Origin of the sequence: Arthrobacter sp. ISL-72 (genome assembly GCF_018613755.1) — a bacterium.
Taxonomy (GTDB): Bacteria; Actinomycetota; Actinomycetes; order Actinomycetales; family Micrococcaceae; genus Arthrobacter.
Genome location: NZ_JAGGPP010000013.1, coordinates 263,765 through 286,660 on the forward strand (window position 1 = coordinate 263,765; position 22,896 = coordinate 286,660).

General features: G+C 65.4%; 23 protein-coding genes and 1 pseudogene. 11 read left to right on the forward strand and 13 right to left on the reverse strand.

Annotated features, from left to right (window positions below; translation table 11 throughout):
• Positions 1-2 precede the first annotated feature (2 nt).
• The 4 genes and pseudogenes from J7I92_RS13435 to J7I92_RS13450 form a co-directional block, all read right to left on the reverse strand.
• Positions 3-1,640, reverse strand: a complete 1,638-nt coding sequence (locus J7I92_RS13435) for an AAA family ATPase (protein ID WP_214841212.1) — start codon at positions 1,638-1,640, stop codon at positions 3-5.
• A gap of 301 nt (positions 1,641-1,941) precedes the next feature.
• A pseudogene (locus J7I92_RS13440) lies at positions 1,942-2,597 on the reverse strand (DeoR/GlpR family DNA-binding transcription regulator); the annotation flags it as partial.
• Complete coding sequence (locus J7I92_RS13445) at positions 2,530-3,006, reverse strand: GNAT family N-acetyltransferase (RefSeq protein ID WP_396020385.1); 477 nt, start codon at positions 3,004-3,006, stop codon at positions 2,530-2,532. The gene J7I92_RS13445 and the pseudogene J7I92_RS13440, both read right to left, overlap by 68 nt.
• A gap of 20 nt (positions 3,007-3,026) precedes the next feature.
• Positions 3,027-3,899, reverse strand: coding sequence for a ribokinase (locus tag J7I92_RS13450; protein WP_214841214.1), 873 nt, complete (start codon positions 3,897-3,899; stop codon positions 3,027-3,029).
• A gap of 134 nt (positions 3,900-4,033) precedes the next feature.
• Between J7I92_RS13450 and J7I92_RS13455 the strand changes: the two genes are divergently transcribed.
• Together J7I92_RS13455 and J7I92_RS13460 are read left to right on the forward strand one after the other, a co-directional pair.
• The gene (locus J7I92_RS13455) at positions 4,034-5,467 is read left to right on the forward strand and encodes an MFS transporter (protein ID WP_396020386.1); all 1,434 of its coding nucleotides are present in this window, start codon (positions 4,034-4,036) and stop codon (positions 5,465-5,467) included.
• Between the two features lie 44 nt (positions 5,468-5,511).
• Complete coding sequence (locus J7I92_RS13460) at positions 5,512-6,522, forward strand: nucleoside hydrolase (protein WP_214841216.1); 1,011 nt, start codon at positions 5,512-5,514, stop codon at positions 6,520-6,522.
• 166 nt (positions 6,523-6,688) lie between these two features.
• Here the strand turns inward: J7I92_RS13460 and J7I92_RS13465 are convergent, their stop codons facing one another.
• Positions 6,689-8,098: an MFS transporter gene (locus tag J7I92_RS13465; protein WP_214841218.1), complete on the reverse strand. Its 1,410-nt coding sequence runs from the start codon at positions 8,096-8,098 to the stop codon at positions 6,689-6,691.
• A 114-nt stretch (positions 8,099-8,212) separates the two neighbouring features.
• On the opposite strand from J7I92_RS13465, the gene J7I92_RS13470 reads away from it, so the two are divergent.
• A complete protein-coding gene (locus tag J7I92_RS13470) occupies positions 8,213-8,761 on the forward strand; it encodes a TetR/AcrR family transcriptional regulator (protein ID WP_214841220.1) in 549 nt (182 codons plus the stop codon).
• Between the two features lie 389 nt (positions 8,762-9,150).
• Here J7I92_RS13470 and J7I92_RS13475 read toward each other — a convergent pair whose 3' ends face one another.
• Positions 9,151-10,215 carry a DMT family transporter gene (locus J7I92_RS13475; protein WP_214841222.1) on the reverse strand — a complete coding sequence of 355 codons (1,065 nt, stop codon included), beginning with the start codon at positions 10,213-10,215 and terminating at the stop codon, positions 9,151-9,153.
• A gap of 33 nt (positions 10,216-10,248) precedes the next feature.
• Here J7I92_RS13475 and J7I92_RS13480 point away from each other — a divergent pair, with 33 nt between their 5' ends.
• A complete protein-coding gene (locus tag J7I92_RS13480) occupies positions 10,249-10,857 on the forward strand; it encodes a TetR/AcrR family transcriptional regulator (protein WP_251039875.1) in 609 nt (202 codons plus the stop codon).
• Between the two features lie 29 nt (positions 10,858-10,886).
• Here J7I92_RS13480 and J7I92_RS13485 read toward each other — a convergent pair whose 3' ends face one another.
• The 7 genes from J7I92_RS13485 to eat form a co-directional block, all read right to left on the reverse strand.
• Entirely contained in the window at positions 10,887-11,048 is a 162-nt protein-coding gene (locus tag J7I92_RS13485; protein WP_214841351.1) for a hypothetical protein, read from the reverse strand.
• 45 nt (positions 11,049-11,093) lie between these two features.
• The gene (locus J7I92_RS13490) at positions 11,094-11,276 is read right to left on the reverse strand and encodes a hypothetical protein (protein ID WP_214841224.1); all 183 of its coding nucleotides are present in this window, start codon (positions 11,274-11,276) and stop codon (positions 11,094-11,096) included.
• An 83-nt stretch (positions 11,277-11,359) separates the two neighbouring features.
• Positions 11,360-12,139, reverse strand: a complete 780-nt coding sequence (locus J7I92_RS13495) for a 3-oxoacyl-ACP reductase (protein WP_214841226.1) — start codon at positions 12,137-12,139, stop codon at positions 11,360-11,362.
• Between the two features lie 22 nt (positions 12,140-12,161).
• Positions 12,162-13,529: an aldehyde dehydrogenase gene (locus J7I92_RS13500; RefSeq protein ID WP_214841228.1), complete on the reverse strand. Its 1,368-nt coding sequence runs from the start codon at positions 13,527-13,529 to the stop codon at positions 12,162-12,164.
• Positions 13,510-14,274, reverse strand: a complete 765-nt coding sequence (locus J7I92_RS13505; protein WP_214841229.1) for a gamma-glutamyl-gamma-aminobutyrate hydrolase family protein — start codon at positions 14,272-14,274, stop codon at positions 13,510-13,512. The genes J7I92_RS13500 and J7I92_RS13505 overlap by 20 nt, the downstream gene beginning before the upstream one ends.
• Positions 14,255-15,637: a glutamine synthetase family protein gene (locus J7I92_RS13510; RefSeq protein WP_214841230.1), complete on the reverse strand. Its 1,383-nt coding sequence runs from the start codon at positions 15,635-15,637 to the stop codon at positions 14,255-14,257. Before J7I92_RS13510 ends, J7I92_RS13505 begins: the two co-directional genes overlap by 20 nt.
• A 74-nt stretch (positions 15,638-15,711) precedes the next feature.
• Positions 15,712-17,151 (reverse strand): ethanolamine permease, encoded by a 1,440-nt coding sequence (gene eat, locus J7I92_RS13515; protein ID WP_214841231.1) that lies wholly within the window; start codon positions 17,149-17,151, stop codon positions 15,712-15,714.
• Positions 17,152-17,332: 181 nt separating this feature from the next.
• On the opposite strand from eat, the gene J7I92_RS13520 reads away from it, so the two are divergent.
• From J7I92_RS13520 to J7I92_RS13550, 7 genes are all read left to right on the forward strand, one after another.
• Positions 17,333-18,088 (forward strand): FadR/GntR family transcriptional regulator, encoded by a 756-nt coding sequence (locus J7I92_RS13520; RefSeq protein WP_214841232.1) that lies wholly within the window; start codon positions 17,333-17,335, stop codon positions 18,086-18,088.
• A 52-nt stretch (positions 18,089-18,140) separates the two neighbouring features.
• Positions 18,141-18,344: an antitoxin MazE-like protein gene (locus tag J7I92_RS13525; RefSeq protein ID WP_214841233.1), complete on the forward strand. Its 204-nt coding sequence runs from the start codon at positions 18,141-18,143 to the stop codon at positions 18,342-18,344.
• On the forward strand, positions 18,341-18,667 hold the full coding sequence (locus J7I92_RS13530) for a type II toxin-antitoxin system PemK/MazF family toxin (RefSeq protein WP_214841235.1): 327 nt from the start codon (positions 18,341-18,343) through the stop codon (positions 18,665-18,667). Before J7I92_RS13525 ends, J7I92_RS13530 begins: the two co-directional genes overlap by 4 nt.
• A 324-nt stretch (positions 18,668-18,991) precedes the next feature.
• The gene (locus tag J7I92_RS13535) at positions 18,992-19,726 is read left to right on the forward strand and encodes a DUF5058 family protein (protein ID WP_214841237.1); all 735 of its coding nucleotides are present in this window, start codon (positions 18,992-18,994) and stop codon (positions 19,724-19,726) included.
• A 22-nt stretch (positions 19,727-19,748) separates the two neighbouring features.
• Positions 19,749-20,480: a hypothetical protein gene (locus J7I92_RS13540; RefSeq protein ID WP_214841239.1), complete on the forward strand. Its 732-nt coding sequence runs from the start codon at positions 19,749-19,751 to the stop codon at positions 20,478-20,480.
• A 65-nt stretch (positions 20,481-20,545) separates the two neighbouring features.
• Positions 20,546-21,787, forward strand: coding sequence for an amidohydrolase (locus tag J7I92_RS13545; protein ID WP_214841241.1), 1,242 nt, complete (start codon positions 20,546-20,548; stop codon positions 21,785-21,787).
• 100 nt (positions 21,788-21,887) lie between these two features.
• The gene (locus tag J7I92_RS13550; protein WP_214841243.1) at positions 21,888-22,895 is read left to right on the forward strand and encodes an Lrp/AsnC family transcriptional regulator; all 1,008 of its coding nucleotides are present in this window, start codon (positions 21,888-21,890) and stop codon (positions 22,893-22,895) included.
• Position 22,896 lies beyond the last annotated feature (1 nt).

Genomic DNA, 22,896 nt, shown 5'->3' on the forward strand with positions numbered 1-22,896 from the left:
GGCTATTCCCCGAAATCGATCTGCCGGCCACCGCGCCAGGAGTTGACGTCGGCTGTGGCGGCGGTGCCGCTGGTCGAGTAGTCCTCCCGTGCGCTGGTCGATGTTGCCGCCACGGCACGTTTGGACGCCCATTCACGAACTGCGTTGATCTGTTCGGCCTGGGTGATAGAGAGCGGGACCGTGTTGGAGATCGCCCTGCTCAGGTCCTTTTCATTGAGTCTGCGACGTTCGGAGAAAGCCTCGAAGCATGCACTGACCGCAGCTTCGGCGATTTCTGCGCCGGAGAATCCTTCGGTCTGCTCGGCCAGGAAACCCAGCGAACTGGCGGTGATCTCGAAATCGCCAGAGGCAGCCGAAGACGCAGTGAGCCTTTTTTCGAGCTGGATGCGCCAGATGTGAAGCCGTTCTTCCTTCGTCGGGAGGTCGACAAAGAAGATCTCATCAAAGCGGCCCTTGCGGAGGAACTCCGGCGGGAGTGAATCAATCTTGTTGGCCGTGGCAATGACGAATACCGGATTCTTCTTTTCCTGCATCCACGTCAGGAAGGTCCCGAAGACCCGTTGGCTGGTGCCGGAGTCTCCGCTGCCGCTCGACCCGAAGCCCTTTTCAATTTCGTCGATCCACAGGATCGAAGGGGACACGGCCTCAGCCAGCTTTAGGGCACCCCTCATGTTTTGCTCGCTGGAGCCCACCAGGCCGGAGAAGACACGGCCAACGTCAAGCCGAAGTAGGGGCAGTCCCCAGAGCGTAGCCATGCAGGTGGCCGTCAGGCTTTTTCCGCAGCCGGGGATACCTGTGATGAGGACGCCCTTCGGTGCGGGGATGGACCAGCGTTGCGCCTCCGGCAGCCAAGAACCGTTGCGCTTCTTCAACCACTTCTTCAGGTTTTCCAAGCCCCCAACATCATTCATCGTTCCTTCGGCGGAGATGAATTCCAGTAGCCCGGACTTTCTGATGGTTTGGCGCTTTTCGTCAAGGACCAGGGCGATGTCCGACGCGTCAAGCCGGCGATCTGAGGCAATGGCGCGGGCGAAGGCATTCTCGGCCTCGCCGAGGGTCAGGCCCTGAGCAGCTTGGATGAGTCTCTGGTGGTCATCCGGGCTGAGATCCACAACGATCGACGCGGCGTTCGCGGTGACGATCTCGTCCAGGGCGCCCTCGATTTCGCCAGCCGTCGGCAGTGGAAGGTCGACGACGGTGACTTCCTTCTCCAGATCGGCCGGCAGCGTCAAACCGGGGGAGACGATAATGAGGGTATGGGGCACATCTCCGGTCCGGAACGCCGCGGCAGCGTCCTGGACCGCGCGGACCATCGCCGGCTCGGCCGGCCGGCCCTGCGCCCCAAGGAAGTGGTGAAGGTCGAAGAACACGAAAATAGTGGGCTCCGGGGCCTTGATCGCCTCTGCCAGGGCAGCGTCAGGGGCCGTAGGCTTTCCGGACTGGCCCGGGGCGTGCAGGCCTTTGGAGACGGTGTACATGACGACGCGGCGGGACCGCCGAAGGTCCGGACTCGTCGCTACAGCTTCCGCCGCGGCGATCACACGGTTGCCCTCGTGGGTCTCCACCAGCAGGATCGGGTGCCGCGCCCGGATGAGCTCGACCAGAGTCTCGCCGAAGACTAACGGCGTCCTTGCATTCACTTTTGCCCCCAGAGTTCGTGTGTCGCAACTTGGGGAAGCTTATCCCAGCATCAGGGCGTTTGAAGTGCACAGAGGGACAACAATGTACGGCTGTTACTTCCTTTGGCTCCGAGGCAACCCAGGAGGTCCAAGCACTCCAGGGTTTCGGCAGGCTCAGCCGCAGACAAACCACGGCACACCGTACTGGATCTCGCACGACGCCTTCGTCGAATAAGTCGCACCCGGCGTGGTCCCTTCGACCAGCACCCGGAAGTCCGCCATAAGCGCGTCTTTGGTTATGCACGGGTGTCGACAGGCTCAACTACCAGGGTGTCGACAAGCTCAACCGACGGGTTTCGACTAGCTCAACCTCCACAGCCGCCACCTCAACCTCAACCCCCGCGTCCCGGAACTTCTGCACCTGCTCGGGGTCCGCGCCGTCGTCCGTCATCAAGGTCCAAGGCAGCGCGCGAGCCGCGCCCACGCGTGGAATGGCCGCAGGCCGAGCTTGGAGGAGTCCGCCAACACATACACGTCCCGGCCGCGCCGGGCCATGAGCTCCTTGAGCCGGGTCTGGGTGTGGTCGGCTTCGCAGATGCCCTCCTCGGCGGTGACGGCGTCAGCGCCGAGGAACACGCGGTCAAAACTCATCTGCTCCAGGGTCGCTTCAGCCAGTGGCCCGACGAAGCTCTGGCTCAGGCTCCGGAGCCGGCCGCCCAGGCAGTCCACCCCGCTGCCCTCCGAATCCGCCAGCTCCTGCATGGTGTTGATGCCCGGCGTCGTCACGGACAGCTTCTCGAAACCCCGCAGCTCGTGGGCCAGGGCACCCACGGTGGAGCCGGCGTCGAGCAGGATGTTCTCCCCGGGCCGGATCACGGACGCCGCCCAGCGGGCGATGGCGTGCTTCTGCTCAAACGCCTCGCCGGTGCGCTGCAGCAGCGACGCCTCCGGGTGGGCACCCAGGGCAGGACCAGCGCCTACAGCCCAATCCGGAACAGTCAGAGAAGCACGTCTTCGCCCGGCACGACCAGTCCCGCTCGGGTGCGCGGCGGAACCCCAGCGACCGGTAGAGACCATGGGCGCGTTCCATGAACGTGGCACTCGTGATGCTGATGGCCTCGATGCCGGGCAGTTGCCGGGCATGGTCCACCACTTTGCCGACCACTGCGCGCCCCACGCCACCGCCCTGGTGCGCCGGGTCCACCGCGAGCATCCGGAACTCCAGTTCGTCCTCGGCAGCAATCTCGCTGTACGGCTGTACGGCGAACGCCAGCGTCACCGCCGCCACCACCTTCCAGGCGGCCTCCGCCACCCACACGTGTGCGTGCTCGGCGCGGAGGTAGGCGTCGCGGGTGATACGGCGGACCTCCGGAAAGTCCGGCGGCATCGCCCGCCTGAATGCGACGTTTACCGTGCGCTGACTGCGGCAGCGGCGGTCCGTTCGACGTAATGGTTCAGCTGTGCCAACTCCGGCTGCGACGACGGATCCTCCACCGCGTCCGCACCGACCGCGTTGGCCACGGCCAACGCGCGGGTGTAGCCCAGCCCGCTGCGCAGCGCCATGACCAGGGCAGCACAGAACGCGTCGCCCGCGCCCACAGTGTTCGCCACAGTCACGGTAGACGCAGGAGCTTCGGCTGCCTTCCGGCCGTTCTCGAATATTGCCGAGCCGTCCTTCCCGTACGTCACCGCGACCAGCTTGGCCTCGGCCAGCGCCGGGATCAGCTCGTACTCGGTCTCGTTGACGATCACCAGGTCGCAGCGCTCCAGCAGCTCCGCCGGCAGGTCCATGGCCGGCGCAGCGTTCAGCACAAAGTATCCCGAAGAACGACGGGCAGCCTCCAGCACCACGGGCAGGCCGACCTCGAGCTGGCACAGTACCGTCTCGTCCGGCCCGAACTCCACACCCTCCAAGGAAAACTCAGCGTTCGCGCCCGGGCACACCACGATCTGGTTTTCGCCGTCGCGGTCCACGACGATCAGCGCGGTACCTGTCGTGTCGCCGTCGAGCACTGCGACGTCCGCGGTGTCCACGCCGGCGCCGGACAACGCGTCCAGCATAAGGCGGCCCTGGGCGTCGTCGCCCACCGCGCCGATCATCCGGGCACTACCGCCCAAGCGGGCAGCGGCTACCGCCTGGTTTGCTCCCTTGCCGCCGGCCTGCTGCGTCAGGGTGCCACCGCCAACGGTCTCACCCGGGGAGGGAATCCTGGCCGTCGTCGCGATGATGTCGAGGTTGATGCTGCCGACGACGGTGACGGCAGGAAGTCGAGTGCTCATGGAAAGTCCTATCGAAAAACCAAGGCGGCTGGAATAGGAAATAGTGTACGGCACAGTTGTACTTGTGCGTCATACATGGTTGTATAACAACTCACCCAAGGGCAGGAACAGCCCGGAGAACAAAGGAGTTTGATGTGAACACCCCAGCACCGGTCACCGGACCAGCCACCATGGCGCCGCCCCCGGACACCCAGGACCAACCGAAATTTGCCGGCCGCCGCGCCGCCCTCCTCATTTCCACGCTGCTGCTCGGCGTCCTGTCCTTCCAGCTCAACGCCAGCATGGTCACCCCAGCCCTGCCGCAGATCGCGGCCTCCTTCGGCCTAAGCCCGGACAGCGCCGCGCCTGTGCAGTCCATGTTCTTCCTCGCCGGCGCCATCGCCGGCCCGGTGATCGGCAGGTGGAGCGACTTCATCGGCCGCCGCGCCGCACTGCTGCTGGTGCTCGGCATCATGGGTGCCGGAACCCTCCTCTGCATCGCCGCCCCGACGCTGCCGCTGCTCACCGCGGGCCGGTTCCTGCAGGGAGTGTCCAGCGCCGTCTTCGCGCTCGCCTACATCGTCCTCAGCGAGAACCTGCAGGCCCGCGTCTTCGGCACCTCCGTGGGCATCATCGCCGCTATCAACGGCGGCGTCGGGGGATTGGACGGCTACGTGGGCGGCCTGATGGCCGAGACCCTCGGCTTCCGGTCCATCTTCGTCGTCGTGCTGGTGCTCACCGCCATCGCCGCCGGCTGCATCGTCAAGACCGTCCCGAAAGGCCGGCCGCAGGGCGTGCGCGGCGCCATGGACTGGTGGGGAGCGGGCTCGCTCTCGGTGTTCCTGGTCTTCGTGACCTACTTCGTGTCCGGCGGCTCGGCGGCCGGCTGGACCGCCCCAAGCACCCTCGCCCTGCTGGCCGGCACCGTGGCGTCCTTCGCCGCGTTCTGGATGATCGAGAAAAAGCGCAGCCACCCCCTCATCGCCACCCGCCACCTGCGCTCCCGCCAGGTCTGGCCCGTCATCGCCACCACTGTCCTGGGCCTTGCCGGCATCTTCGCCGTCATCAACTTCACCGTGGTGCTGCTCAGCCAGGACACCGTCCACGGCTTTGGGCTCAGCGCGTCCGTCTCCGCCCTGCTGTTCCTGACCCCGGCCGCGCTCATCGGCGTCTTCGCGGCCCCGCTCGCCGGCTGGCTCGCCGACCGCCGCGGCTGGATCAAGACCCTCCGCGCCGGCACCGGACTCAGCCTGGCCAGCGCCATCGCCGCCGCCTCATTTTCCGACAACCAGGTAGCGGTGATGATCGCCGTCGCGTCCCTGGGCATCTTCTACAACGGCTTCTTCCTCACCGCCATCAACGGACTCTCCGTCCTGCTCTCACCCAAGGAAGCCCCCGCCGCCCTGCCCGGCATCAACGGCGCCTCCTTCGGCATCGGGGCGAGCCTCGGCGTCGTGATCGTTGCGCCGTTCGCCGCACAGGCCACCTCCGCCGGGTACGCCACCGCCCTCTGGATCTCGGTGGCCATCACCGCGCTCGCGTTCATCGTCAGCCTCTTCGTCGCCGCCCCCAAGGGCGAAAAGCTCTGAAACCCCACCTCACACCCGGCACCAACGAAACGAGAAACACCGCCATGACCACCACCAGCCACCCCTTCTACCTCGACTGCGACACCGGCATCGACGACGCCCTCGCCCTGGCCTACCTGCTCGCCTCCCCGCAGGCGGATCTGCGGGGGATCGGCACCGTCAGCGGCAACGTCAGTGCCGCCGTCGGCGCCCGCAACACCCTGGACCTGGTCCAGCTCGCCGGGCACGCGCACGTCCCCGTCGCGCTCGGAGCCCACGATCCGCAGGCAGGCGAGTTCCACGGCGGGGCGCCGTGGGTCCACGGCGACAACGGCATCGGCGGCGTCGAACTGGATGCGGCCGCCGCCGAACTGGTCCCCGGCACCGCCGCCGAAATGCTGGTGCGTCTCGCCCACGAACACCCCGGCACGCTGCGGGTCCTGGCCATCGGCCCGCTTACCAACATCGCCGAAGCGCTGCGGCTGGAGCCGGAACTGCCCCGGCTGGTGGAGGGGATCACCATCATGGGCGGGGCCGCGTTTGCCCCCGGGAACATCACCCCCGTGGCCGAGGCCAACATCGCCAACGACCCCGAGGCCGCCGCCGAAGTCCTGGCCGCCGACTGGAACGTGACCCTGGTGCCGCTGGACGTCACCATGTCCAACGTGCTGGAGGAACGCCACCGCCAGGAACTGCTCGACACCTGCCATCCGGTCCCGCAGGCCCTGGGGGAGATGCTGGGCTACTACTTCCGCTTCTACGAGAGCCTGTTCGGGCGGGCCTGCTCCGCGATGCACGACCCCCTGGCGGCGGCGCTCGCGGTGGGCGGCGTCAAAGCCGCCGTCGCCCCGGTGGTGCATGTCGACGTCGACACCACCGACGGTCCCGGCCGTGGCCAGACCGTGTGCGACCTGCGAGGACGGTACATGGACTATCCGGAGCAGCCCGGCGCCCGGTGCAAGGTGGTGCTGTCGCTCGACGGCGACTTCGCGCCGCACCTGGTGGAGGTGCTGCAGGGATTTGCGGATCTTGAAAGTACGACGGCGGCAGTGGCCGTGGGCGCAGCGGTCGCCTAAGCGGGCGTCTTGGCCATGCCGGTCAGGATTGGATGGACTGCATCACCGAGAGGTGCCCGGCGCGTGCCGCGATCAGCCACTTGGCTGGGTAGAAGGGCGGATTCGCGTGCCTGAACGTAGTGGCGGCGATGGCTTCGGACCTAGGGCGTCCAGCGAACGGGTGCCCTCATGCCACCTTCCGAGGTCTAATGACCAGCCCGACGACGGCTGCCAGCGCGAGGACGGAGAGGGTGGTCGCCGACCAGAACCCAGCCCGTCCGCCGGTCAGGAAGTCGCCGGGGCTAGCGAAGGCCGCGTAAGTCGAAGCCACGATGGCCAGTCCGACGGCGCCGCCAAGTTGCTGCATTGTCTGGAAAAGCCCAGAGGCGGACCCTGCGTGCTCGGGTTCGACGTCGCGAAGCGCGAGCGTCGTGAGCGGCATGAACGTCATGCCGGCTGAGATTCCCGTCAAGAGCAGGGCAACCATGACGATGGCGAAGGGGGTGTTCGGACTCAGTTGCGTGAGCGGCAGGAAGGCGACGACGCGAAGGGCCGTGCCGAGGACGACGAGGCGGACGGCCCCGAAGCGCTCGACCAGCCGCGGGACGATCCGCGACATCGCGAAGATGCTCAGGGGCATCGGCAGGAACGCCAGCCCCGTCAACAGTGGCGTGAGGTGCAGATCATTTTCGAGGTACTGGACCATGAGGAAGAACATCGCCAGCATCCCGCCATAGGTGGCCGCCATCGCCGCCAGCGCCGCCACCCGGCTCGGGCTGCGGAGCAGCTGCGGGCGGAGCAGGGGGTGGGCCACTCTCCGCTCGGTGAAGGCGAGCACGGTGATCAGCGCTGCGCCGACCACCAGCCCGCCGATCGTGCGGGGACTGGACCAGCCGGCGTCGCCCGCTTGGAGGAGAGCCCACACGATGGCGACCGCGCCGCCCGTTGCGGTCACCGCTCCGAGAATGTCGAAGCGCCCGGGTCTCCGGGGAGTTTCGGCGACGAGGCGCGGCACGGCAACGAGGACGACGACGCCGATCGGCACGTTGATAAAGAGGGTCCACCGCCAGTTGGCGATGTCGGTGAGCAGGCCGCCAAGAATGAGCCCGAGCGCGCCGCCCATCGAGGCGACGGCGGAGAACAATGCAAGCGCCCGGTTCCGCGCGCCGTCGTCCCGCGCGCTCGTGGTGATGAGCGCGAGCACGCTTGGTGCGGCGAACGCGGCACCGAGGCCTTGGAGTGCGCGTGCGATGACGAGGAGAAGGGGTGAGGTGGCCAGGCCGCCGAGCAGCGAGAAGACAGTGAAGACTGCCACGCCCACCAGGAACGTGCGGCGACGGCCGAAGACGTCTCCGATCCGTCCGCCGAGCAGCAGGATGCCGCCGAAGGCAACGGCGTAGCCGTTCAGGACCCAGCTGAGCTGGGCCGGGGTGAAATCGAGGTCGGTGGCGATGTGGGGGAGTGCGACGTTTACGACGGTCGCATCGAGGACAAGCATGAGTTGGGCAAGCATGACCAGCCAGAGACCAATGCTGCCGGCGCGGCCGCCGGATGGCGCGATCCCGGCGGGCGCCCGTGTGGCGATTGTGGATGTCATGGGATGGTGTCCTGTTCTAGCCGAAGGGCTGACGTACACTAAAAGGAGAGATGCTCCGTTTAGAACTATACGGAGACACTCTCCGTTTGGCAACCATGTTTTGAGAGGTGTTCTGTGCGCGCTGACGCTCAACGCAACCGCGATCGGATCGTGGAGGTTGCACGTGCGCTATTCCGCGCCAAAGGCTTCGACGCCGTTTCAATGGACGAGGTGGCCAAAGGGGCCGAGGTGGGCGCCGGCACGCTGTACCGGCACTTCCCGGCCAAAGAGTCGCTGTACGATGCGGTCCTTGAGGCCTGGGCGGGGAAGGTCAACGCGGCAGTCGACAGGGCGCTTTCGCTCGACGGCTCCGCGCGGGAGCAGCTGTTGACCTGGCTGACCGACTATGCGGCGATGCTGACAGAGCACAAGGGTGCGGCCGCGCGGATCACCGCTGCGCTGGGCGATCCCGGGTCTCCATTCGCGGCAAAATGCACGACTTACCTCAATGCGAATCAGCGCCTGATTGACGGGTTGGACTCGGCCCTGCGCCCCGGGGTCGAGGCAATGCAAATAAGTCGGCTTGTTGGCGGCATGGCTGCAGTGGCCGACAACAGCGAGCTTCCCGCCGACGCAGTGGCCTCCATGCTCGCGGTGGTCGCTGACGGACTGCTCGCTCCCTGACGGGTTCAGAGACCGCATTCAGCGTTCAGGTTAAGCCGTGACGAGCCTGATGGAAGCCAGTTCCATGTTGTCATCGGCGTTTGGGCGCGGTCAGGGGAGGGGCTGCCGTTCGCCGACGCAAACAGCGCCGTCGAACCCAATGTAGTCCCGCCGTCGTCGTTCCAGTCTTTCCTGCTGGCCGGGGGAGGGAAGCCTGGCGCTTTTCGCGCCGTTACATCTGGCGCAGGCGGCGAAGAATTTTGCAGGCTGGTGGGCCCGCCTTTGGACCATGGATAGAAATGTTGGCCGTGCTCTGCGGTCCGGGAACAATGTCGCCGGGGCCCGCCTCCATTTCACACTGGCCATCCGCCGCGCCATACCCTGGCGGCGCTATTGACGCGTGAACCGCCTCACCGGGCTGGTGAAGGGGCCGCTTCGCCTGTCTGGAAATCGGCGTCGACCGAATCGGCGGAAGAAGCGCAGCGGGAATGCGCCGAGGAACGCTCGGGCCACAGGACCAGAGCGATGGCGGCGGACCCGAGGATCAAGCCGGCGAGGGTGGCGGGAGTGAACGGTTCCGCGAACAGGAAAGCCCCGGCTACAGCGGTGGTCGGGGCCACCAGGAAGAGGAGGGCATTGAGCGTAGTGATGCCGATCCGGCGGAGGAGGAACCAGTACAGGGCGTAGGCGATGAGGGTGGGGACGATCGCGATCACCAGGGTGGAGATCCAGAAGTCAGGGGTGGCCGGTGGGGTTAGGGTTCCGGCGAGGGACCCGAGCAGGGCGACCGCCACGAGAGTGACGGCGGCATGCGTGGACAGGGTGGCAAAGACACCGAGGCGTGCGGCGGTGCGGCGTTCCAGGAATGTGGCCGTGACGAGGCTCGCGAGGGCGACGAGCGGGAGCAAATAGGCGGGGCCTGGAGACGCGACTACGGATGCGTCCGAAGTCACGATCAGGGCGACGCCACTGGCGCCGAACACCAGGCCGAGCCATTGGAGGGCACGCACGCGGAGCCCGAGGAGCGGTCCCACGAGGGTGGCGATGACAAGGGGCTGGATGGCATCGATAAGCGCGGTGGTCCCCGACGAGACACCGGCGGCGATGGCCAGGTAGATAGGCACGACGTAGCCGAATTGGGCGAAGAATCCGATGACGAGATGGGGGCGGATGTCGCGCCAGGCGGGCAGGTCCGCGCGGGGAAGGACTGAGCCGCGGGAGGAGCTCCCAGACCGGCTTTTCGAACCGATGCCAGCCGCACGACGATGGGTGATGTTTACTCGGAGGGCGGTTCCGGCGACGGCGAGCGCCAGGATCACCACGACAATGAGGAATCTCCAGAAGACGACCGTAAGCGCCGGCGCGCCGGCGGTGCCGATCTTGGCTACGAGAAAACCGGAACTCCAACTGAGAACGAACGCGACGGAAGCTCCGATCAGGACAATGCGCTGAGGTATACCGTTCTGTTTACTCATGCTAATTAGTATACAGAACGGTATAGTAGATGCATGATGAAAGATCGCCGTGAGGAGCAGCCCCGGGACACGAATGAGCTGCCCAAGTACACGAAGGGAGCGGAACGGGTTCTGCGCGCCGCGTCCGAGCTGTTTTATCGAGAAGGAATCCACGCGGTAGGGGTGGACACGATCGCCGCGGCGGCCGGCGTAACCAAGAAAACCCTGTACGACCAGTTCGGTTCGAAAGAGGCGCTGGCGGTGGCCTACCTCCGACGGCGGGACGCCCGGTGGCGCGAGTACCTCGAAAATGAACTCGCGCAGGTACCCGCAGGCGGCACCGAGCGGATCCTCGCGATCTTCGACATCTCCGGGCGGTGGGCCATCGACAACAGCGACAAAGGGTGTTCCGCGATCAACGCGCGGGCCGAGACGGATGACCCGGAGAACCCCATCGCGGCGGAAGCCATCCGCCAAAAGAAATGGTTGAGAGACCTGCTCGAGCAGCTGTGCAGGGAAGCGTCCGTTGCGGATCCTGCCCAGACAGCCGACTCGTTGATGCTTCTGTACGAGGGCGGGCTCGTGACAATGGGAATGGGTACTTTCCCGCAGCCCTTCGCGGTAGGGCGAGACGCAGCAGCGCGACTGCTCGCCACCAGCTAGTCTCCTGGCGTCTAGCGCCATGTCACTGCCTAACGGTGTGTGGATGAGCCGTGACCCTGGGCTGCTGCCAGGACTTCTTGCAGGGTCGCCGTGGAATTGTCGCCCGGGGTAGTCATGGCCAATGCGCCATGGGCTACACCGATTTCTAAGGCCTCCTTTACGGAGAGTCCCTGAATCCGGCCGTAGATCAGCCCGGACGCGAATCCGTCTCCACTGGGCGGCGCGGCCCTACAGGACTACCCGAACAGCCCGGCGCCCCCTGCCGGGTGGTGCTGGCGCTCGACGGCGACTTCGCGCCGCACCTGGTGGAGATGCTGCTGTCGTTTGATTCCTCGGGAAGTACGACGGCGGCAATCGCCGCGGTGCGGGTTTCGCCTGATCTCGAGGACCCGGCCAGAGCCGCCGATGGTTGCCAGCATGTCCTGTCAACCATCGGCGGCCCGGTGTGCTGTTCGAGTCCGGAGGGCCATGCCGCTCGTGGCCCTCAATGAGGAGTCGCTTCCTACTCGGGGGTTACGTAGGCTCCGGCGATGCCGCCATCGACAAGGAAGGTGGAAGCGGTGATGAACGAGGCATCATCGCTGGCCAGGAACGCAACGGCAGCGGCCAACTCCTCGGGTTCAGCGAACCTGCCGAGGGGAACATGGACGAGCCGGCGGGCGGCCTTCTCGGGGTCCTTGGCAAAGAGCTCTTTCAGCAGTGGCGTGTTGACCGGGCCAGGGCACAGGGCATTCACCCGGATGCCCTGCCGGGCGAACTCGACACCCAGTTCGCGGCTCATCGACAGTACGCCGCCCTTGGAGGCGCTGTATGAGATCTGGGAAGTGGCAGCACCCATTACGGCGACAAAGGATGCCGTGTTGATGATGGATCCCTTGCCCTGCGCCTGCATGTACGGCAGGGCGTATTTGCAGCAGTAGAACACGGAAGTGAGATTCACTTCCTGGACCCTTCGCCATGCGTCGATCCCCGTATCGATTATCGAGGCGTCGTCCGCAGGGGAGATGCCGGCATTGTTGAACGAGATGTCCACGCTTCCGTAGGTTTCGTTGGTCACCGCATAGAGGTTCTTGACCTCTTCTTCGCTGGTGACATCGACTTTGACGAATAGTCCGTCGACTTCGTCGGCGGCCCGCTGTCCGGCGGTCGGATCGAGATCGGCGATAACAACGTGTGCTCCTTCGGAGGCGAACCGACGTGCGGTTGCCAGTCCGATTCCGCTTGCGCCCCCGGTGATGACTGCGCTGCGGCCTTTGAGTCGGTTGGAGATAACTTCAATCATTTTGCTTTTCCTTGTGTTGTGTTCAGTCGGTGGTTGAGATGAAGACGTTCTTGGTTTCGGTGAAGGCATTCAGGGCGTCGGGTCCCAGCTCACGGCCCAGGCCTGACTGCTTGAATCCGCCAAAGGGTGTGGAGTACCTGACGGATGAGTGGGAGTTGACGGAGAGGTTTCCGGATTCCAGTCCGCGGGCTACGCGCAGGGCCCGTCCTATGTCCCTGGTCCAGATGGAGCCGGACAGGCCATAGATGGTGTCGTTGGCGAGGCGGAGCGCGTCAGCTTCGTCCTTGAAGGGGACTACTGCCACAACCGGGCCAAAGATCTCCTCGTGCATCACTCGGTCCTCGCGGGACGGAGTCAGGACGGTGGGCGGGAACCAGAATCCCTTGCCTTCGGGCGCTGATCCTTGGAACGCGATGGGCGCTCCATCCGGCACGAAGCCTGCGACCGTGCGGTGTTGTGCGGCGGAAATCAGCGGCCCCATGAATGAATCCTCGTTCCGGGGATCCCCGACCTTCAGCGCCTTGACGGCAGGTTCAAGCAGTTCGAGGAACCTTTCGAAGACGTCGTGCTGCACCAGGATGCGGGATCGGGAGCAGCAGTCCTGGCCGGCGTTGTCAAAGGCCCCACCCGGCGCCGCTGCCGCGGCAGCCTCCAGGTCTGCGTCGGCGAAGATGATGTTGGCGCTTTTGCCGCCCAGCTCCAAGGTCACTGGCTTGACCTGCTCCGCACAGCCGGCCATGATCCGCTTGCCGACGCCTGTTGAACCGGTGAAAACCACCTTCCTCACAGCCGGGTGGGTGACGAAGCGTTCTCCCACGACGGATCCCTTTCCGGGAATGATCTGGAGTACACCGTCAGGCAGCCCGGCTTCCTGCGCAAGCTGCCCGAGGCGCAGGGCCGTCAACGGCGTCAGTTCGGCAGGCTTGAGAACCACCGTGTTGCCTGCTGCCAGCGCCGGAGCGAATCCCCACGCGGCGATGGGCATCGGGAAGTTCCACGGGACGATGACTCCCACAACACCCAGGGGCTCGTTGAAGGTGACATTGACGCCTCCGGCAACAGGGATCTGCTGGCCGGTGTGGCGTTCCGGGGCGCCGGAATAATAGGCGAGGACGTCCCGGACATTTCCTGCCTCCCACCGGGCGTTTCCGATGGTATGGCCAGCGTTGACCACTTCGAGTTGGGCGAGGTTCTCGAGGTCGGCATCCACTGCAGCGGCGAAGCGGCGCAGCAACAGTGCCCGGTCGGCGGGTGAGATGTGGCGCCACGTTTCAAAGGCCGCCGCGGCCTTTTCGATTGCCCGGTCCGTTTCCTCCAGTGTGGCGAGCAGGACTGTTTCTATGATCTCTTCGGTGGCCGGGTTCAGGACATCAAACGTGCTGGTGGACATCGACTGCATTCTCCATTCGTTCTTTTCGGTAGTTGCGGGCTGTTTCAACAAATCCCGTGAAAAGCCGCAGGTCGTCCGGGTTCTGTTCGGGGTGGAACTGCACTCCCAGCACCCATCCGCCCGTTGTCGTTTCGAGTGCCTGTACGGTTCCGTCCTGCGCTGCCGCCGTCACATAGAGTCCGTCCGCGATCCTGTCCATGGCCTGGTGGTGGTAGCAGGGGGCGCTGGCGTTTGGCCCGAGCAGGCTCTCGCTGATGCTTCCGGGTGTTGTGGTGAATTCGACGTTCCCAAACACACCCGGTGCCGGCTGGTACTGCGCTGCCTGCGGATTGACGTCCGGGACGTGTTGGATCAGCGTTCCTCCCAGTGCCACGTTGAGGATTTGGGCGCCGCGGCAGATGGAAAACAGCGGAAGTCCGGTCGCCAGCGCCGCCCTGGTCAGGGCGATGTCGTGGGCGTCCCGTGCTGGTTGGGCGCGGGTCAGTTCATGGGGCTCGGCGCCATACTGTTCCGGGTCCACGTCCGATCCGCCCGCGATGATGAGCCCGTCCAGGAGCTCGACCACTGTGGGGTCCGTGCCGACGGGTGGCAGGAGGACAGGTGTGCCGCCGGCGGCGACTACTGCCTGTACATAGGTGCCCGGCAGGATGGCCGCATCGGCCTGCCAGACTCCCCAGGCTGCCTGCTGGTAGTAGGTGGTGAGGCCGATTCGCGGCCGGTAGGAATCAGAGACGTTCGAAGCCACGCTTGTGCTCCCAATCTGTGACGGCACTGTCGAACGCTTTCAGCTCGACGTCGGCGGCGTGCACGTAGTGATCCACCACTTCGTCTCCGAAGGATTTGCGGGCGATTTCGCTGTTGACGAGCAGGGCGCGCGAGTCACGAAGCGCCGTCGGGATCCGGTCCGCAGTGGACTCGTAGGCATTCCCAACCATGATGGGCTCAAGGGGCAACTCGTTCTCGATGCCGTGAATGGCTGCCGCAATAAGTGCTGCCGCGGCCAGGTAAGGGTTGACGTCGCCGCCGCCTACACGGTTTTCCACCCGGAGGCCGGGTCCACGCCCCACGATGCGCAGCGCACAACTGCGGTTGTCCAGTCCCCATGCAATCGCCGTTGGCGCGAAGCTGCCCTCGACGAAGCGCTTGTACGAGTTGATGTTTGGCGCCAGGAAGTACGAGAGTTCCTTCATGGCGGCCAGCTGACCTGCGACGAAGTGTTCCATGACGGGACTGAAGCCATGCTCGCCGTCACCGGGAAGCACCGGGTTGCCGTCCAGGTCCGTCAGGCTGAAATGAATGTGGCAGGAACTGCCCTCGCGCTCGTTGTACTTGGCCATGAAGGTGATGCTTTTTCCATGCTTTCCTGCAATCTCCTTGGCACCGTTCTTGTAGAACGCATGGCTGTCGCAGGCTTGGAGCGCTTCTGAATACCTGAAGGTGATTTCCTGTTGGCCGTGGTTGCATTCCCCCTTGGAGGATTCGACGACGAGCCCGGCGCTTTCCATGCTGTTTCGGATGTCGCGGATGACCGGTTCGAGGCCGGCCGTGGCAAGCAGGGAGTAGTCAACGTTGTAGCGGGTTGAGGGCTTCAGCCCGACGTACTGCTTGTCCCATGCTTCCGCGTAGGTGTCGTCGAACATGATGAACTCGAGTTCCGTGCCGATATGGGCACGGTATCCGAGCGTCTCAAGGCGTTCGATCTGGGCACGAAGTATCTGCCGCGGGGACTGGGTGACGGGGCGGCCGTCGAGCCAGAGGATGTCGCACTGGACCATCGCGGTGCCCTCCAGCCACGGCACAAGCCGGAGGGTGCTGACATCGGGTCGCATGACCATGTCCCCGTAGCCGTTGGCCCAGGAAGACATGGCGTATCCATCAACCGTGTTCATTTCCACGTCAACGGATAGGAGGTAGTTGCAGCCTTCGGCGCCATGTCCGAGGACATCCTCCAGAAAGGACCTTGCGCCGCAGCGCTTGCCCTGGAGCCGGCCCAGGGAGTCGGTGATGGCTACGACGACGGTGTCGATTTCACCCGTGGCAACCTTCTGCTTCAGCTCCTCGACGGTCAGCTGTGCCTGGGAGTTTTTCCCTGCGATTTGATTGGTCATTTGATTTCCGTAACTTCGATCTGGGTGTTGGACGTAATAGGTGCTCTCCGCCGAACTGGGCCGGGGAGGGCGTTTCAGTTGCTGAGTTCGGCTTCGGCTGCCGCGAGCTGTGCGAATTCCTCTTCGGGTGCCCCTGCCACAATCCGGTGGCGGCTGTAGAACCAGTAGTAAAGGAGGGCGGCGGCGAAAACTGCGGCGGTGATAGATGCTGCCAGGACGTCGACGACGAAGGTGGCAACGACGGCAACAGCAGCTAGAAGCAGGGCGACGGATGTGGTGACGGCACCTCCTGGGGTCCGGTATCCCCGGGGAAGGCCGGGTTCCTTTACCCGCAGGACGATGTGCGACAGGTTCAGCAGCACATACGAGACGGTCGCTCCGAACACCGCGATATTGATGAGCAGGGCACCGTTGCCGGTCGCGGCAGCAAGAAGGAATCCGAGGGCGCCGGGCACGATGAGCGCCCAGTACGGGGTCCGCCTCTTGCCCGTCAATGACAGCCACTTGGGAAGGTACCCGGCGCGGGACAGGGCGAAGAGCTGCCGCGAGTAGGCGTAGATGATGGAGAAGAAGCTGGCCACCAGGCCCGCCAGCCCTGCATAGTTCACAAAGTCAGCAAGGAACGTGTTACCCCCATAGGCCAGGCGGAGCGCTTCCGGAAGCGGGTTGTTCGAGACACCCATCGCCTCTGACCCGGCCGCGCCGGGAACCAGGACGAGCATCAGTGCTCCGAAGACCACGAGAATCACCACGGCAACGATGATGCCCCGCGGCATGTCCTTCTTGGGGTTCGCTGTCTCTTCAGCAGCCAGCGGTACACCTTCGACTGCGAGGAAAAACCAGATGGCGTACACGAGGGCTCCGACTGCACCTCCGATGCCCATGGGAAGGAATGCGCTGGAGGTCGGGGAACCGTCCGGCACGACATCGAAGAGGTTTGCCGCGTTGAAATGCGGTACCAGGCCGATGACCACGGCAGCCAAAGCGATGACGGCGATTGTGGTAATCGCAAAGATCAGTTTCAGCGCTTCGCCGACTCCGCGGAGATGGATTCCGACGAAGATAGCGAAGGTGATGAGATAGACCGGCCAGGAGTTGGTGAGGCCGAACAGGCCCAGGGCTTCCACGTAGCCGCCGATGAAGGTGGCGATGGCGGCGGGCGCAACAGCGTATTCGATCAGCACGGCCATCCCGGTGGCAAAGCCGCCCAGCGGCCCAAGTGCCCTGCGCGCAAATCCGTAGCCTGCCCCGGTGGTTGGCAGTGCCGAGGACAGTTCGGCCAATCCGAACACCATGCAGGTGTACATGATGCCCATCAGAATGAATGCGATGAGGAGACCGCCCCAGCCGCCCTGGGCCAGGCCCAGGTTCCAGCCGGCGAAATCTCCGGAGATGACATAGGCAACACCGAGGCCCGCCAGTAGGACCCACCCAGCCGCTCCACGTTTGAGTTGACGGTGATGGAGGTAGCCCTCGTCGTCGTTGACGGGCTGCTCCAAGGGACGTGATGACATGCGATTTCCCTTCTTCCAAGGGTCTTAATGGTCTGTAATTAGTCCAAAAGTCCTCTGTCAGTGTGGTGCAAGTCACCGGCAAGAGTCAAGAAGATCCTGATTTTCCTTGAAAACAGGCGCGGTTTCGGCGCAAACCGCGGCGGGTAAAAGGCATTTTATTAGACCGCGCTAGGATGGTCACATGGAAGAGGCAGCGCTTGAGGTCCCCACTACGCTCTTACGGCCGGTCCGGCAGGGAAACGCCTTTGAAGAAACCATCGAACGGCTGCTCCAGAACATCAAGCTGGGGATCTTCGGCGTTGGTGACAAGTTGCCCGCCGAGCGGGAGCTCTCGGATTTGCTGGGCGTGTCACGGGCGACGCTGCGCGAAGCCTTAGCGGAGCTTCAAAAGGCAGGCTATGTTGAAATCCGCCGCGGCAGGTCTGGCGGAACCTATGTATCGGCCCGAAGGCTCGTGGAACTTAGAGACGCCGCAGATCTGGACCCTGCGGAAGTCAACGACGTTCTGACCTGCCGCGCCGTGCTGGAACCGGCCGCCGCGTCCCTCGCCGCCAAGGCCATGCTGTCTCCAAGGCAGCGGCGTCATCTGCTGGATACCTTGGCCGATGTGGCAGGGGCTCCGGTGGAGCTGTACAGGCCGAAGGACGCGCGGTTTCACGTGGCCATTGCGGAATTGTGTGGATCGCCAAGCCTCGTTGCAGCCGTAGCAGACGCCCGTGCACGGGTCAGCGACCTTCTAGACCGCATCCCGTTCCTGGAGCCCAACCTTGAGCATTCCAACCGGCAGCACCAGGAAATTGTTGACGCTATTCTCCGCGGCGATGCGGATGGCGCCTATCAGATTACCCTCGATCACCTGCAGGGAACGGCGTCGTTGCTCCATGGATTCCTGGTCTCGCCGGAGAACTCTTCAGTCGCGGCATCCGACGTTCCCTGAGGGCCGCAACTAACCGCTGACAGCTGCGTGCGTTACATGTAACGTGGATTCTATGAGCGTTAGGGATCGTGTCGCGCGGCATCGGCTAGCCATGCGCGAGCGAGGGTTTCGCCAAATCCAGATGTGGGTGCCCGATGCGCGAACGGACGAGTTCAAGCGTGAGGCCCAGCGTCAAGCGCGCGCTGTCGCCGCCTCCGACCGTGCTGAAGACGACCAGGATTTCGTCGAACAGATCTCAGAAGACTGGCCGGAGTGAACCGCGGCGACTTATGGACCGTATCCGGCGGAACTTATGCCCAGAAACCCAGGCCGGCACTCATCATCCAGGACGACCTCTTCGCGGAGTCGGAGTCCGTTACTCTTCTACCACTGACGTCTCACCTCACGGATGCTCCACTGCTACGGCTGACAGTCGACCCTGGCCAACTGAACGGTCTGGATCGCGTAAGCCAAATCATGGTCGATAAGCTGACCACGGTGCGCCGAACCAACCTCGGGCACAGGATAGGCCGGATCGATTCCGAAACCGTGGTGGCTGTCGAGCAGTCGCTTGCAGTCTTTCTCGGCCTCGCACGCTGACACAGTCGGCGTCATTGCCTGTCGGTCACCCCAACCTTTGACAGCGCCACCTCAGCCGCAACCCCCACGTCCCGGCCGCGCCGCGCCATAAGCTCCTTAGGCCGGGTCTGGGCGTGGTCGGCCTCGGAGATGCCACATCAAGCCACAGTCACCGCCCAGCGAGGCAGGAGCCAGGGGTCTTAATCGACACAAATTCCCAAAATTGCTTGACTTGTAGACATCCGATGCCGTTTCATGATGGAAATCGGAAAATCATGATGCGGATCACAGCCTTACTGGGTCGGCATCACACCTACGTCATCACTGACACCCCAAGGAGTGCGGATGCACAGCTTCGCCGTTGACCCGGGTTCCACCGACATCACGCCGGTGTCCTTCCACCCCGTCCTCTGGATCTGCGCGGCAGCCGTATTCGCCGTCATCGTGCTCCAGTCCGTCATCTACCTCCGGGCCATTCGCAAGGCCGCCGACTCGGCCAACCTCACCGACTCGCAGGTCATAGGCTCGGTCCGCCGCGGCGGCATCGCCGCGATCGGCCCCTCGCTCGCCGTCGCCCTCGTGGCCATCTCGCTCCTCCCGCTCTTCAGCACCCCGGCCGTGCTGACGCGCATCGGACTCGTCGGCTCCGCAGCGTTCGACGTCGCCGCGGCCGGCCTCGCCGCCCAATCGCAGGGCGCACAGCTGGGTGGCCCCACCTACACCCAGAAGGTCTTCGCCATCGGCTTCGCTGCCATGACCCTCGGCGGACTCGTGTGGATGCTCACGGCGCTCATCCTCACTCCCATCCTGGCCAAGGGCGACAAGACCCTGCGCAAGGTCAATCCGGCCGTCATGACCGTGGTCCCCACCGCCGCCATCCTCGCCGCCTTCATGACGCTTGCGTTCACCGAGACCACCAAATCCGGGGTCCACATCCTCACGCTGCTCATCTCGGCGGCCGTGATGGGCCTCTGCCTCGCGGCCGCGAAGTTCTTCAAGAAGGCTTGGCTGCACGAGTGGGGCCTCGGCATCGCCATTTTCGTTGCCCTCGCCGCCGCTTTCCTTGTCACCGCCAAGTAGCCCGAGCCCAGGAGAACCGCTCATGTCAACTAAGACCGCATCCCTCGACGGGCTCGCCCAGTTCGAGCGCACCACCTCCATCTGGGGCCCCATCACCCTGGGGCTCGGCTTCCTCGTCTCCCTCGCCGCCGCCCTCTTCACGGCGTTCGGCACAGGCCTCGGCATCACTGGCCAGGAGGTGTGGACCGCCTTCGGCATTGTCTTCGCAACCTTCGGCATCATCGCCGTCGTCGAGCCGGTCTCGTACTACCCCATCCTCGGACGCTCCGCGATGTACCAGGCGTTCATGATCGGCAACATCGCCAACAAGCTGCTCCCGTCTGCCATCATCGCCCAGACCGATCTCGGCGAGAAGCCCGGCACCCGCCGGGCCGAACTGATCGCCGGCGCTGCCATCATCGGGGCGGCGTTGGTCCACATCATCACGCTCATCATCCTCGTGGGCTTCCTCGGCACCTGGCTCCTGGGCCTCCTGCCGGCCGGTGTGGTGGCGGTGGCCCGCCTGTACATCCTCTCCGCCGTCTTCGGCGCCGTCACGGTCCAGGCCGTGGTGGCCATGAAGAACGTGCGGACCACCATCATCGCCGCCGTGGTCTCGGCCATCGTGGTCTACGGCGTGATCCGGTTCGCGCCCGGGCTCGCCAACTACGCCACCGCCATCTCCGTGGTCAGCGTGATCCTCGTGGCCTGGTACGCACGCAAGCGCACCGACACGCCCGCAGACACCGGGGCGCCGTCCTCCATCGGACACTGAGCCAGGCACCGGGCCCCGCGGGCACCACCGAACTGAACAGAACCTGAGTGATACGAAAGGCCACCATGACTGACACCACCGTCGCCCTCGCCACCGGCATCGAGGTCCCCGCAGACTTCATCGCCGAGCACGTCGCCATCTACAAGGACTACCACCGCGCGCCGGAGCTGTCCTCGGAGGAGCACCGTACCGCGGAAGCCATCGAGGCCCGCCTGACCGAGCTGGGCATCGAGCATTTCCGCTCCGGCGGGACCGGCGTCGTCGGCCTCCTGACGAACGGCGAGGGCCCGGTGGTGGGCTTCCGCGCCGACACGGACGGACTGCCCATCGCAGAGGCCACCGGTCTTGACTACGCGAGCACCGCCACCGGCACCCTGCCCGACGGCAGCGAGGCACCCACCATGCACGGCTGCGGCCACGACACCCACATCACCGCGGCCCTGGCCGCCGCACAGTACCTCACGGCGAACCGCGACGCCTGGCAGGGGACCGTGGTGCTCATCTTCCAGCCCGGCGAGGAGACCGCGTGGGGCGCCAAGGCGATGGTGGACGACGGCCTCTGGGACCGCGCGCCGCGCCCCGAAGTGGTCCTCGCCCAGCACGTGATGCCCCTCGAGGCAGGCAAGTTTTGGCTGCGCCCGGGGAACATGGCCAGCCTCGCCGACTCGTGGCGGATCACCGTCCGCGGCCGCCAGGCCCACGGCTCCCAGCCGGAGAAATCCCTCGACCCCATCGTCGCGGCGGCCTCGATGGTCCTGCGCCTCCAGACCATCGTCTCGCGCGAGCTCGCCCCGATCACCCCCGCCGTGGTCACCGTGGGCACGTTCCACGCCGGCCTCAAGGAAAACATCATCCCGGAGACCGCCGAGTTCAGCGTCAACGTGCGCACCCCCGACGAAGGCGTCCGCGAGCACGTCCTGGGCTCCATCCGCCGCATCGTCGCCGCGGAGGCCGCCGCGTCCGGCATCGACGAGCCCGCCATTGTTGAGATCAACCGCTTCCCGCGCCTCTTCAACGATGCCGAGCACACCGCACGTGCCACCGCGGCGCTCGAAGCCGCGTTCGGCGCCGGCTCCGTCATCGACTCCCCACTCGGCATGGGCTCGGAGGACGCCGGCTGGCTGGGCGACGCGATCGGCGTCCCCGTGGTGTTCTGGTCCTTCGGCGCGTTCCCCGCCGAGGCCTTCGCCGACGGCGCCGCGCCCGCCGGCAACCACTCGCCGCAGTTCGCGCCCGACGCCGAGCTCGCCGTGGTCAACGGCACCGGCGCAGCGATCGCGGTGCTGCTCCAGTACCTGGGCAAGTAAGTGACGTACGACGGCGGGTGCGCATCCGCCGTCGTACATCCGCCTGAAGCGCGGGGGAGGCTGTCCGGGAGAGGGCCGGAGGGATGAGAGGATGAATCGCATGCTCGACGACCTTGACCGCCAGATCGTGGCGGCCCTCATCCGCAACGGCCGGGCGCCGTGGCGGCTCATTGCCGAGGTGCTCGGGCAGCAGGAGCGCACGGTGGCCCGCCGCGGCAACAGACTGCTCGCCTCCGAAGAGGTGCGGGTCCAGTCGTTCCCCAGCCCCGCCGCGCTCGCGCCCGTAGACCTTTACATGCTCCGCGTCGCCGCCGAGCCGTCCGCCGTTACCAGTGCCGGTAGCTGGCTCGCCGAACGGCCCGAGACGCACTGGATCAGCGCTCTGGCCGGGGCGACCGAATGCCTCGTTGAGCTCTTCCTCGAACCCGTCGCCGTGGGCCCGTTCCTGTACGACGAGCTCGCCGAGCTCGACGGCGTGCGGGACCTCTCGCTCGAGCCGGTCTTCGAGTACTACCGCACGGTGTCGGGCTGGCGGCCGGACGTCCTCACCCCGGAACAGTACGAGGCACTCAGCCCCTCCGAACACCCGCAGTTCGCCACCAGGTACGCGGAGCTGGGGATGCCGCAGCTCGATGAGCAGAACCGCGCCCTCGCAGAGCTTTTGCGCGCCAACGGCCGCATCACCATTGACGAACTGGCCGCCGGGCTCGGCGTCTCCAAAGCGACCGCGAGCCGTCGGCTTGAGACCCTCATCGACGACGGCGCGGTCTTCGTGCGTGCCATCCTGGACCCCTCGTCCATCGGGTATCCGGTGGAGGGAATCCTGACCGTGCGCGCCGAGGCCCCCGCGCTGGACGCCGCCGGACGGTACATTGCCGACCTCCCGGCCACACGCTGGGCCGCGAATGTCTCCGGCCGCATCCTCGTCCAGACCGCCACCCGGACCCTCGCCGAACTGCGCAGGATGATGGAGGGGATTGCCGCGCATCCCGGCGTGACCGGCGTGGACGTCTCACTCGTGGCCGGGATCTTCAAACGCAGCACGGTTGCCTACGTGGACGGGAAGCTGCCGCGTGCCGGCGGCGCGGGGACTCGTGGCCCCCAGTAAC